This is a genomic window from Nitrospira marina, assembly GCF_059568365.1.
Genome location: NZ_JCANTH010000001.1, coordinates 2124040 through 2136558, shown reverse-complemented (window position 1 = coordinate 2136558; position 12519 = coordinate 2124040). Strand labels below are relative to the sequence as shown.

Annotated in this window: 12 protein-coding genes; 6 read left to right on the top strand and 6 right to left on the bottom strand. The window is 50.1% G+C overall.

Annotated features, from left to right (window positions below; genetic code table 11):
• Nucleotide 1: 1 nt before the first annotated feature.
• From LX98_RS08725 to LX98_RS08715, 3 genes are all read right to left on the bottom strand, one after another.
• Nucleotides 2–1375, bottom strand: coding sequence for a COG3014 family protein (locus tag LX98_RS08725; RefSeq protein WP_496428532.1), 1374 nt, complete (start codon nucleotides 1373–1375; stop codon nucleotides 2–4).
• Between the two features lie 194 nt (nucleotides 1376–1569).
• Nucleotides 1570–2100 carry an LpoB-related protein gene (locus tag LX98_RS08720; RefSeq protein ID WP_496428531.1) on the bottom strand — a complete coding sequence of 177 codons (531 nt, stop codon included), beginning with the start codon at nucleotides 2098–2100 and terminating at the stop codon, nucleotides 1570–1572.
• A 149-nt stretch (nucleotides 2101–2249) separates the two neighbouring features.
• Nucleotides 2250–2699, bottom strand: a complete 450-nt coding sequence (locus LX98_RS08715; RefSeq protein ID WP_312641438.1) for a hypothetical protein — start codon at nucleotides 2697–2699, stop codon at nucleotides 2250–2252.
• Nucleotides 2700–3006: 307 nt separating this feature from the next.
• On the opposite strand from LX98_RS08715, the gene LX98_RS08710 reads away from it, so the two are divergent.
• Nucleotides 3007–3177, top strand: coding sequence for a hypothetical protein (locus tag LX98_RS08710; RefSeq protein ID WP_496428530.1), 171 nt, complete (start codon nucleotides 3007–3009; stop codon nucleotides 3175–3177).
• 99 nt (nucleotides 3178–3276) lie between these two features.
• On the opposite strand, the gene LX98_RS08705 is transcribed toward LX98_RS08710, so the two are convergent.
• Entirely contained in the window at nucleotides 3277–3714 is a 438-nt protein-coding gene (locus tag LX98_RS08705) for a DUF3015 family protein (protein WP_496428529.1), read from the bottom strand.
• Between the two features lie 175 nt (nucleotides 3715–3889).
• On the opposite strand from LX98_RS08705, the gene LX98_RS08700 reads away from it, so the two are divergent.
• The 3 genes from LX98_RS08700 (at nucleotide 3890) to acs (ending at nucleotide 8455) form a co-directional block, all read left to right on the top strand.
• The gene (locus LX98_RS08700) at nucleotides 3890–5446 is read left to right on the top strand and encodes a DUF4301 family protein (RefSeq protein ID WP_496428528.1); all 1557 of its coding nucleotides are present in this window, start codon (nucleotides 3890–3892) and stop codon (nucleotides 5444–5446) included.
• A 174-nt stretch (nucleotides 5447–5620) separates the two neighbouring features.
• Entirely contained in the window at nucleotides 5621–6310 is a 690-nt protein-coding gene (locus LX98_RS08695; RefSeq protein ID WP_496428527.1) for an inorganic pyrophosphatase, read from the top strand.
• A gap of 258 nt (nucleotides 6311–6568) precedes the next feature.
• Nucleotides 6569–8455: an acetate--CoA ligase gene (acs, locus tag LX98_RS08690; RefSeq protein WP_496428526.1), complete on the top strand. Its 1887-nt coding sequence runs from the start codon at nucleotides 6569–6571 to the stop codon at nucleotides 8453–8455.
• A 53-nt stretch (nucleotides 8456–8508) separates the two neighbouring features.
• Here acs and LX98_RS08685 read toward each other — a convergent pair whose 3' ends face one another.
• The gene (locus tag LX98_RS08685; RefSeq protein ID WP_496428525.1) at nucleotides 8509–8961 is read right to left on the bottom strand and encodes a hypothetical protein; all 453 of its coding nucleotides are present in this window, start codon (nucleotides 8959–8961) and stop codon (nucleotides 8509–8511) included.
• A 496-nt stretch (nucleotides 8962–9457) separates the two neighbouring features.
• On the opposite strand from LX98_RS08685, the gene LX98_RS08680 reads away from it, so the two are divergent.
• On the top strand, nucleotides 9458–9622 hold the full coding sequence (locus LX98_RS08680; protein WP_496428524.1) for an AMP-binding enzyme: 165 nt from the start codon (nucleotides 9458–9460) through the stop codon (nucleotides 9620–9622).
• A 46-nt stretch (nucleotides 9623–9668) separates the two neighbouring features.
• On the opposite strand, the gene LX98_RS08675 is transcribed toward LX98_RS08680, so the two are convergent.
• Nucleotides 9669–11045 carry a metallophosphoesterase gene (locus LX98_RS08675; protein ID WP_496428523.1) on the bottom strand — a complete coding sequence of 459 codons (1377 nt, stop codon included), beginning with the start codon at nucleotides 11043–11045 and terminating at the stop codon, nucleotides 9669–9671.
• A 753-nt stretch (nucleotides 11046–11798) separates the two neighbouring features.
• Between LX98_RS08675 and LX98_RS08670 the strand changes: the two genes are divergently transcribed.
• Nucleotides 11799–12362, top strand: coding sequence for a lipocalin family protein (locus tag LX98_RS08670; RefSeq protein ID WP_496428522.1), 564 nt, complete (start codon nucleotides 11799–11801; stop codon nucleotides 12360–12362).
• The last annotated feature ends 157 nt before the right edge of the window (nucleotides 12363–12519 follow it).

The following is a 12519-nucleotide window of genomic DNA, read 5'->3' as shown; positions in this document are numbered from 1 at the left end:
CTTATTGGAAACTCTGGTGAATGACAAGCGTGGTTTCGCCTTTTATAAGTTGAAGCCGATGATGTTGAGACTCTCCAGCCTTCCGTCCCTGGTAATCCATGGACTGGATAGCCACGGAATAGTCACCCGGTTCAACCCAGAGTCGTGTCAACTGAAGCTCGCCTGGGAGAGTTCGCCACGATCGAATATCGGCTTCTTCTGTGGCCAGGGCAAAAATTCTGGCAATCGCACCCACTAACAAGCCGACCCAATCCTGATTGTTCCGGCCAGCGGCCGCTCGGGCCCCAATGGTGATGCCTTCAGCCGCCGCCATTTTCATGGCGGATCGGGCAACTGCCCGGAGCACGAGTCCATTATAATCATCGGACAGGTTTTTTTCGGCTACAGCGGCAATATCATATACGCGCTCCGATTGGGTTTTAAAACTGGCAGTCTGATTTGTGCCTTCGATCACATCATGGGCTATTGAGGTTTTTTTCACCGTAAGCCGGGGCAAGGCAATTCGCGCGATTTGTCCGTGAATGCCATACAACAGAGACTCCCCGCCTCTCGTGTCCCGAGTACTCCGGCCAAACCAGGGCTTGGTAAGGGCCACCAGGTACAAGGCGTCTAGACTCACCGGAACATCAATAATGACATCTTCTTTCTTAGGTCCCTGGCCATGGTAACTGATCACAATGAGTTGGGCCTGGGAGTACAGGCTATCAGAGACTGAAGAAAGACTGACTTCCGGATATTTCTCCCGATATTGTTGGACTTCATCAGACAACCCCAATCGTTCGGCCGTTCGAATCAGATCAACTTTCAGGATATCCGGAAAAACAACATGGGACCACGCCCGACTGTCCTCATAGACTTGTTCAGCCTTTCGATATCCGACATAGGCATTATTGAGATCACCGGTAATGTCATAGAGCAGCCCGACCAAATACCGAGCAAACGGATCTTCTTGGTAGGTCTCCGTTTCCTCTTGTTTGTCATGAAGCACATTGAGACGGTGATCAATTCTCCGTCCCTCCACCAACGCCTCATCCCACTGTTGGAGGGCCGCATAGTTCAGCGCCTTCACCACGTTAATCATGACATGTTCGTAAGGAGCCCCTTCAAAGGGCCGTTGAGCCTCATTCACGAGCAGGGCTGAGGCCTCGTCTCGCAGATGCCTCGTATACAGGTCTTCAACAAGAGTATACGCCTCTTCTAGAACTTTATTGCTTTCAACATACTGTTCGGCCAAATGGAGCACCATGCCCTGATCCAGTAAATAGAGCAAGCGATTTTTGTCTCCATAGTCTGCCTCTGCCGATTGAATTGTGGTAACAGCCTGGGCTGAATTCCCTGCTAACAGACTACGCTCTACCTTGGCATAGTGAGACATAGGGCCACTACACCCGACAAACAAGATAGCCCCGAGGGCAAGCAAAAGGATTCTCGGTTCAACTCTCATGGAGAAGAGGGCACGTTGGCCAAGGTGGGCTAGTGAAAAACAAGGCCCCTGACAATTAAAGCCAAGGGGAGAGAAGGACCGAACAACCAACCGCACGTCACGGAAGGGGATTGGATGACCCTACGTTAAAAGAGGAGCCGTTTACGCTCGACGACTTTTTTGATTTTTTTCTGTCCGTACCAGGATTTCACATTCGTCTCAACATTAATGAGATCTAAATCAACCTGATAATAAATTCCTTTGACTCCATCAGATTCATCCACGATAGTACTAATTGTGCCCTTCATCATAAAATCCGCCCCCAGTTCCTGCCCAGGGCGTTTCTGGGTATCTTCCCTGGCATGAACCGCTTGCTCCTGTCGTTCCTGACGAATTTCATCGCGATCCCGTTGACTTGCCACAAACAGCACTCTTTGAGAATTGGTCATTTCCCGTTCCAAGTCCGTCACAAAGGTGCCCACATCAATATGTTCATGGCTTTTATTGAGGACCGTTCCGACAATCACCGTAGGGACTCGATTGTGTTGATTTGTAAAGTTTTCCAACCAGGGCCTGCTCACCATTTCCTTCATCATGGCTTCGGCCACTAACTTTGAGTCCGTATCATTCCACCGACCACTAAAATCGGTTACGACCCCGGGGTCTACTCTGGTCACTTTTCTTTCTTTTCCGCATCCCCCCAATAAAAGAAGGCAAAGGCAGGGGACAACAACCGCGCAGGATTTGATCAATCGAGTGATGGGGAGCAAGGTGATTCCTTTGTGATGATGAACCAAGAAGGCAAAAAGCCGCCAATTAACCCGGGTCAAAGCCCTCCCGGGCGCTTGGCTTCTTCCTGCTCCAGTTTTTTAAAGGCTTTTTCGGCGTTTTTGCGGACAAAATCCCGAACCTCTTCGTCCAGTTCCTGCGCTTGTTGCAGCGCTTCCTTCATTTCCGCAAAAGACAGCTTGGTCAACACATAATAGGTAGAGGTCTCGTCGTCTTTGTAACGGTCAATGGGACGAACTCCATTTAAGGTCACAGCCGAAAAGGTCTTGACCGCCCGTTCTACGTTTTGCTCTTCCGTTGATTTGGTGAAATTCCCCGCAGAGGTTGAAGCGGCATAGTCTTGCATCAGATAGGCGGTATAGGTACGAAAAGTTTTTGCCAACTCGGCGCGTGCGCGATTTTCAGCAGTTTCCCAAGCGAGTGGTTCATTTTTCACCCCGACGACAGCCCCGACACCATAAATAGACTTGGAATCATCGGCATTCATCACACCCGATCCTTCCTGGACCCACTTGGGAGGACCTCCACATGCCACAAGCATGAAAGCGAGAAGAGCACACCCTCCGATGCGGAGAACAATTCGACGCATATCATGACCTTGTTCATTCATTAGGGTACCCTAACCTTTTTTTAGAAAATTTTTATCAGAGTTTCCTGTCAGATGGGCTAAGAAAATGCTAGCATTGGACCTACAACCTGTCAAGAAAATTGAACTTTTTACCATCTCACCCTGCCTCACATCGAATTGCATTCACCATCATTCGAGACGTGCAGGAAATCAAGGAGGATGAATTGTGGCTGATGTAACAATTGAGAATGGCATTATCCGGGTAAAAGAACTCGACATACAGGATGGAAAAGCCGCCAAGGCTTTAGCTGAATATCCAGAAGACAAATGGGCTGAAATTACCAGACGTGCGGTAAAGATTGGCCTGGGCTTTTTAAAAGGAGGGGCAGAGCCTTGACCATGCCCTCCATCCTTTTAATAGCCTAAGTGCTTTTTAGATAATGATGAATGTCTCAAATGAGAAACACTCCGTGCCGGGATGGTAAATCAACCCGGGTTATAGATTTGAGGAAGCAGAATCAATTCCGGCCTGCTGGGCATGACCGATAAACCTGTTTAATTGATCATCTCCAAGCAAAATGGGTATCTCGACCAGTACGGGATACTCGTTCTGAATTATTTCCTGAAAGTGAGCCTGGTGATGAGAAGGGACACCTAAAATCGTCCCGAAGGCCTGGACATATTCCCCGTGCCCTTGGGCGATTTCTTGAAGGAGGATGTCATGGTTGGTCACCACAAAGGCTCTGGCATGTTCGCCACGTTTGACAAGCCCATCCTCCGTCCACCAGGATTTGCCCGACGTAGAAGACAGGAAATTAGTTACTCCATCCGAAGTCGTATCAAGTGTGGCTTTGATGGTACAACCGGAGGAACTGCATAACAGGAAGACCCACAATGCCGCGAAACCTCGAAACGTTTTCAAGCTTTGTATCATGATAGTTCTCCTTGCCTGAGTTCATGAACATGACAGAGACGTCAAGACACTTTACAATTGGGTTTTTTTGTCGGATCGAGTGCATCAAAACTTTGACATTTTTCATCCATGAAAGACAACTTCTATCTGATGTGATCTCTGATCAAACTCAGTTAAACTGAATAAAACAAACGCCATGCTTACCCCTGAGGATCACCTTGAGTTAATACGCCGCGGGATTTCCACCTTCCAGGTGGAATCACAACTTCAGCGTTTGCGTCATGGAGTCCCTCCGATCACCATCATTCGTCCATGCCGGTTGAACGATGGTATTGTCCAACTCCGTCCAGAACACTTCTCCCAATACCAACAACAATTTGAAATGGCCCGTCAGGCGGATCGAGTCAGTAAATTTATTCCTGCCTCCGGGGCCGCCACCCGTATGTTCAATGACCTCCTCAAATATTTGTCCCAGGAGGCCTCACCCGAATCCTCTTCAAATCAGGCACCAACTCTTCCCCACGCTGTCGATCAGGCCTGGACGCGCTTACAGGATTTTCCCTTTATTCCTGATTTAGAACAGTATCTCCATGGTCAGGGACAACCCCCTCCAACGGATCAGCATACACATGATATCAATACGATTCTTCAAGCGGTCCTGAAGACGCCCGGCCTTGGCTATGCCGAATTGCCCAAGGCCCTCCTCTCCTTCCATCGCTATCCAGAAGGTTCCCGAACCGCACTCGAAGAACATATTCACGAAGCCATCAGATATCATCCTAATCAACTCAATTCAATAAAAATTCATTTGACCGTTTCTCCTCAATTTGAACAGGCCATTAAAACCCATTTGCATACCATCCAACAGACGTTGGGAAGACAGGGATGGAAACTTGATTGCACGGTCTCCTTCCAAAAACCGTCGACCGACACCGTCGCCCTGGACTCTGCCAACCAGCCATTTCGTGGCGAAGATGGCACTCTGGTTTTTCGACCGGGAGGGCATGGGGCGTTATTGGAAAATTTAAATGACTACCAGGGAGACATCATTTTCATTTCCAATATCGACAACGTCGTCCCCGATCATTTGAAAGATTCCATCGTCTCATGGAGAAAAGCATTGGGAGGCTACCTGGTTGAGCTCCAACAACAGGTGTTTCACCATATAGCACAACTCAGCTCGCTCCCCGCAGATGCGAAAAGTGTCCATCAGGCGGAAGCCTGTATCCTGCAAGAACTCCTTCTGCCACTTCCCCAATCGTATCGAGAATTGGCGCTTCCCGATCAAGCCACATTATTAAAGCAGTATCTAGATCGGCCCATCCGCGTCTGTGGTGTGGTCCCCAATACCGGCGATCCGGGCGGAGGGCCATTTTGGGTTGCGCATCCCGAGGACGCCCCGTCCAGGCAAATCGTCGAGCAATCCCAAGTCAATCCCGATTCTGATGCCCAACAAAAACTTTTTGCCTCTGGAACTCATTTTAATCCGGTTGATCTGGTCTGCGGAGTTCGGGATTTTCAAGGTAATCCTTTTAACCTCCTGGAGTACGTCGATCCCGGAACCGGCTTCATCGGCATGAAATCCTACCAAGGTCGTCCCCTCAAAGCCTTGGAATGGCCAGGCTTGTGGAATGGAGGAATGGCCCATTGGATTACCATTTTCGTGGAAATTCCCCGCGCCAACTTTAATCCCGTCAAAACCTTCCTTGATTGGCTTCACCCCGCCCATCAACCTCAGACAAAACAGCCGTAACTCTGCTCCCATCCGGGTAAATGTCTGTTTCGTTTTTCTTGGTTCATGTTCAATACTTAACTGCTCATTCCCGGCACGCGTGGCTGGTTAAGATGAAGCAGGTTCAGACCGAAACCTAGTGGAGGTCATTGCGCCTTAACCGGGCTCACTCATCACACACCTGGAAAATTTTTCATGAACGAACAAGAATTTTTCTCCCTTTGGCAGAATTTTGGATTCCCCTGTAAATCCCATCCGTGGCATGGTGTCGAAATAGGAGAAGAGGCACCACTCACCGTCACGGTCTATGTCGAAATTGTGCCCACGGACACGGTTAAATATGAGTTGGATAAAAAGTCCGGCCATTTACGAGTGGACCGGCCCCAGCGCTATTCCAATGTGTGCCCCACGCTGTATGGATTAATTCCTCAAACTTACTGCGGGCAATCTGTCGCAGCATTCAGTGCCGAATGTACTAATCGGCCTGGCCTCGTCGGTGACCTGGATCCATTAGATATTTGCGTTTTGACTGAGAAAAGCATTATCCATGGAGATGTTTTGCTGCAAGCCATTCCGATTGGCGGCTTGCGTATGATCGATGGGGATGAAGCCGATGATAAAATTGTGGCTGTCCTCAAGGGTGATGCGCTCCATGAACAATGGACAGATATCAAGGCCTGTCCGGTTCACTTTGTGGAACGGCTCATGCATTACTTCCTGACTTACAAAGATGCTCCCGGCTCACAAAAAAAGAATTGCGAAATTACACATGTGTATGGCCGCGAGGAAGCCCACGAGGTCATTCGCCGCAGTCAACAGGATTACGCCGCGAAATATGGACACCTCCAAGCCCAACTTGCCACACCCCGCCATGCACTCAATTAACAACGCAGCCCCTCTGAACTTCTCTCATCCATCTCAATGCCATTTGAAATAAAAGTCCCAGCAGTCTGCGGTCAGTGACGGGTTTCCTGTTCATAGTCTCCAACCCCTATTCAATGGGCACCTCTTTTTCACGGTCTTTAATCCCTGCCCTCTTGAAGCAACGAGCCAAGGACAGCATAATGGGCTTATCGACTTTCTCGCTAAGAAAACAGGTTCTTGATGGTGTCCCTAATGCGTAACTAAGGAGGAACAAACCTGATGAGTGAAAATATTGAAACACTGCAACGATCAACCCGGGTCATTCCTCCCTCACCAGACGTCACAGCCAACGCTCATATTCAAGAATATGAACGCGCCTACAAGCAGTCCATTGCGAATCCTGAAAAATTCTGGGACGGCATTGCCAAGGAACTCCACTGGTTTTCCCCCTGGAATAAGGTCCTGGAGTGGAATTATCCCTGGGCCAAATGGTTCGTGGGAGGCACCTGCAATATTGCCTATAACTGTCTCGATCGCCATGTCCAAACCTGGCGCAAAAACAAAGCGGCCGTCATCTGGGTCGGAGAAGAAGGCCAGGAACGAATCCTGACTTATTGCGAGTTATACCGGCAGGTCAACAAGTGCGCCAATGCCCTGAAAAGCCTGGGCCTTAATAAGGGCGACCGGGTGACCATTTATCTCCCGAAAATCCCCGAGCAAATTGTGGCCATGTTGGCCTGTGCTCGCATCGGAGTGATCCATACGGTGGTGTATTCAGGTTTTAGTGCCACAGCGTTAGCGGCACGCATAGAGGCATGTGAAGCACGGGTGGTCATCACCGCGGATGTGGGGTATGACCGCAGTCGGAAAATCCCCCTCAAGCCGGTCGTCGATGAAGCCGTTGCCAAATGCCCGACCGTGGAAAAAGTCATCGTGGTCCAGCGGGAACATTCAGCCTCCCCTCTGCAAGCCCCGAAAGAATTGGATTGGGAAGCCTGGCTCAAAGACCAGTCTCCAAAGTGTGAAGCCGAACAGCTTGATTCCGAAACCCCCCTATACATCCTCTATACCTCAGGCACCACGGGGAAACCTAAAGGCGTCGTTCACGTTCATGGGGGCTATATGGTGGGCACGTACATCACGACCAAATATGTCTTCGACCTCAAAGACGAAGATGTCTATTTTTGTGTGGCGGATCCGGGGTGGGTCACCGGCCATAGTTATATCGTCTATGGACCACTCTTAAACGGAGCCACGATTTTAACGGCAGAAGGCAAACCCGACTATCCTAATCCCGGGCGCTGGTGGGATCTCATTGAACGCTATGGCGTCTCGATTTTCTATACCACCCCAACGGCCATTCGGCTGCTCATGAAATTTGGAGAAGACTGGCCCAAAAAATACGACCTCTCCTCCCTCAAGGTTTTAGGGTCGGTGGGTGAACCGATTAATCCGGAAGCCTGGGAATGGTTTCATCGGGTGACCGGTGGCACCAAACCCATCATGGATACCTGGTGGCAGACGGAAACCGGCATGATCATGGTCACACCCCTCCCCTGCGTCCCGCTCAAACCAGGCTCTGCCACCCGTCCGTTTTTAGGCATCGAAGCGGATGTCATGGACCGCGAAGGCAACACGGTGGAGCATGGCGGCGGTTTTGCCGTCATTAAAAAACCCTGGCCATCGATGATGCGCACCATCTATAACGAGCCGGATCGCTATCTCCTGTATTGGAATACCATCCCCGGTGTATACACCGCCGGCGACGTCTGCCATAAAGATGAAGACGGTTACCTGTGGTTTATGGGCCGGGCGGATGATGTCGTGAAAGTCGCCGGGAACCGGATCGGTACTGCAGAAGTCGAAAGCGCCCTAGTCAGCCATGAAGCTGTGGTGGAAGCTGCCGTTATCGGCAAACCGCATCCGACCGCCGGAGAACAAATCAAAGCCTTTGTCATCCTTAAGCAAGGGCAGCAGGAAACGCCCGATCTCATCAAAAGCTTGCAGGACCATGTCTTAGGGGAATTAGGCAAGATCGCCGTCCCCCGGGAAATTGAAATTGTCCCGTCGCTTCCCAAAACCCGTTCCGGCAAAATCATGCGCCGCGTCCTAAAGGCCAAGGAGCTCGGCCAGGATCCCGGAGACATCTCAACTCTTGAAGAATAGGGAAAAATGTATGGGGAAAAAGAAGTCCGCTTGGTGGGATAGAATCAGGGCTGCTATTGACCTAAACGCTCTTTGAGCTGACGGACATCAAGTTTATCTTTTTCTCGCCCGGTGGCCTCCTTATTTTGGATAAGGTGACCTTTGGATAAAAAGGGAATCATGAGGCCTTCTAACTTGACCTGTTCTTTGTCTTTATAGGCTTCAACAAAGTCAACTCCGTCAATACTGGTGAGAAAGTCAATTCGCCTGGGGGCGACTCCAATCTGAAAAACAATACCAGGTTCCATAAAGGTTTGAGGAGTTAAGGGGGAAATGGGTGCCCCGAATGCTATCAAAGAATCGTAGATTCGCTTTGAATTCTCATTCGAACATTCAACCCAGATATCGACGTCTCCCGTCGCTCGGGGATATCCATGAACCCCCAAAGCATAAGCCCCAACCACCAGGAACTTAACCCTGTTGGCGAGTAAGAGAGACAACATTTCTTTGTAGTCTTCGTTGAACATGCTCCGGATCCACCAGGCTCCAAATTTCCGACGTCAAATCCCAGATCATGAGAAATCGTTCCGCGGGCAATGCCTGAACGAAATCATCATCATGATCGGATAACTGTTTTAGGACCACATGCCGCCGATTCATTTTCATAAGAGAAATTATACCCGATTGAAAAAATTAACCATAGAGAAACCCGAAAAGATTTAGGATTTTTAAAAATGGTTCTCTCTTGTTGTATTGATTTACCATCCCCGGCGTATACACCGACGGCGACGTCTATTATAAGGATGAAGACGGCTACTTGTGGTTTATGGGCCGGGCGGATGATGTGGTGAAAGTCGCCGGGAACCGGATCGGTACCGCAGAAGTCGAAAGCGCGCTAGTTAGCCATGAGGCAGTGTGGAAACCGCGGTTATCGGTAAACCACACCCGACCGCCCGCAAACAAATCTAATCCTTTGTTATCCTTAAGCAAGGGCAGCAGGAACCCCCCGATCTCATCAAAAATTTGCAGGATCATGTTTTAGGGGAATTAGGCAAGATTGCCGTCCCCCGGGAAATTGAAATTGTCCCGTCGCTCCCCAAAACCCGTTCCGGCAAAATCATACCCCGCGTTCTAAATGCCAATGAACTCAGCCAGGACCCCGGAGACATCTCCGCATTGGAGGAGTGAGTTCTCTATTCTCTTCCCACAACACCGTGTCACTGTCGAGCAACGCTTACCGCAACCGACACCGGGCATTCTTGTCATCGATTCTGCATTTTGTGACACTCGCTCCGCCAGCGTCGAATACGTTCACACTCCAGGCACCTCGTTGACGAGGCACGAAACCAAAAAATCCGTGGACTGAGACCATCATGGCGTGCGTCACAGTCTCGCCGTCAATTACCCTTCCCTCAAGTCCCTCGATAACAGCTGGAAGCAATTTCGTGCCACTAATGCCTACTACCATCTGAGGTGGTCGACGGCCGGTGAAGCTCAACACCTCACCCACGTGAATATGGCCGGTGAGGACGAGGTCTACCGCCGGCGGCAAGCGGCCCGCCAGGCTTGAGGTAGTTAATGCGTCCTGAGCAGTCACGTTGATATCTTCCACAGCTACGGGTGGATTCATCTGATTGCCGCACGCATCGGTCTTTGGCTCGGAGACGATCCTGTGAGCCGGCCGGAATGCCCAGATGGGGCGGTGACTGAGAAGCCAGGTGGGACCCCTTGCGAGTTTCGCTGTCCGTTCGAAATCTTGCGCATAGCGATTGACCACCACGTTCGGCGAGAGCGAAGTGTCATCAGCCTGTATGGTATCCATGACGACCAACTGCAGCTTTTTGAATTCCAAGGCGTAGGGATCACTGAAGTCACTGCAGGCTGCGAACTCAAAAGGGTCGAGAAAACGAACGTATCCCAGTCCGGCGCGCTCACATGTCTCGTGGTCACCCCTTACGAAGACGATGGGGGCCGCCTCGAGCATCGGTATTCCCGGATCGAAGAACTCCACATTCCAGGTCGCCATACGCATACCCGGACTGTTGTATGGACTGCCCTGGCAATTTCCGCAATCATCGGGGCACTTTTGCTCCCGGTAGATGTAATCTCCCAATTGGATAATCAGATCCGGCTGCCATTCCGCTACACGCTGTGCAACCTTGGCAAACTCCCAATCGTCCGGGTCACCACAGTTCTGGAAACCGTCATCGAACGCACTCCCCGCCTTCATGCGACAGCCGGTGTCTCCGACTACCGCGATTCGCTGTGGATTCCGAGAAACCGGGCGGAGTTCACGACCGGCAACTTCGATTCGGTCGGTCTCATGCGGCACGAGGAGTTCACAGACCAGAACATCAAAATCCGAATTCGGTTGCGCACGCACTTTCATCGGCGCAGGGCGGCCATCGAAATAGGCCAAGGGGCAATGTTCACCTTCGGTAATGGCGCGCACGAGTCCGCGGTGAGGCGGCACAACCTGCACCCACACATTTCGGACTTGTGAGTCAGTATGGGCGGAAGCAGATTCGAACCCGGCCCAGCCCAGCCACGCGCAAGTCACGAGTACCAGGAATTGAAGCTTTGGCAGGACTGGATTACGACGCCACCACATCCTTTACCTCCCGAAACAAAAGGGTAGACTCCTAGGCCCTAAGGTACCTCTCAATGGAGTTCATTTCAAGATGTACGTCATTTCGAAGATATGCGTAATGAGCCTAGGCAACTCAGCGCCGAAAATATTGTTTCCGACCAAATCAAAGATTGAGCAATCTTTGGATGAAATTGAAAAGGTATTTCTGAATCATGTACATAAACGGCCATCCTATTTTAGAAGTTTCCCTTGGAGACCAGCTTCATGATTGCTCAAAATATTCCCACGACACAACCCTACTTCGTAATTTCATCTACTTGCTTCAAACCTCCTGGATAATGTATCCGACTATTCGAAAATGGATCTGGTGGAACTCCTTTCAATCAGCCCAACACGTGATCTACATGATGAACTCATGAAGGCGCCATGAAATTCACTCCATGAGCGTACCCACGAGGTTAGATTCTCTTAGGCTTTCTTAGATATAAAGGAGTCAGTGCCGAGCAGTGTTTCTGATGATTCATCCTCCCCACAGTGATCACGTAACCTTCGAGGTTTCGGAGACGTAGCCATATAAATTTTCCCCATATCTGGAATCCGACATTAAATCACACTCATCCGATTCCAAAATTCTTTACCACGGCGTGACAGTATCGCCTCAATGGATTGGGAATAACGAGCCGTCTAAAGGTGCACCAAGTGGAAGTACGTGATACGATGGAGGATAAACAAACGGTTCTTATCCTATTTCTTTATGCCCAACCGAGGTTCCGTATGTTCAATCTAAACCCATTCATTGCCGGGATTGTCTGCCTGATGGTCTTTGCCTGTTCCACCATCGAAAAGGCCGGAGAGCTACCGACAGCTTCATCTATTGATCTCTCCCGATATAGCGGAATGTGGTATGAAATTGCACGACTGCCCATGTGGGCTCAACGAAATTGCGTAAGATCTACAGCGGAATATCGGCTACGTGAATCAGGAGAAATTGGTGTGCGAAACGCCTGTCTGACGACCACCGGTGAAACAGTGAGTATAGAGGGCGTGGCCACTGTCGTCGATCAAGATGATCCAGCAAAATTACATGTGGTTTTCGATCAATGGGCAGCCAAACTAATGGCGTTTTTTTCGTCATCACATCCGGGAAATTATTGGATTCTCCACGTCGATCCCGACTACCAGCTTGCTGTGGTCGGCACGCCCGATCGTGACTATTTGTGGATCCTTGCCAGGACCCTAACGCTCGATGAGGCACGCTATCAGGATGCGGTCTCCTTTAGTCAGCGACTTGGATTCCCTACAGAAGACCTAATTCGTTCTCCTGCTCCCACAGATTAATGTCATATCTATCCTCTTGCATCGCATCGCCCGCCACAGTGGAATCCCGTTTCACTTTTCCTCGAAAACCGATCCCTGAACCCGTCCGTTATCTATTGAGCGAACTTCACCGTATATCTCCTTCTCTCAATCTTTGCTTTGAATCGAAGTAGCGCCC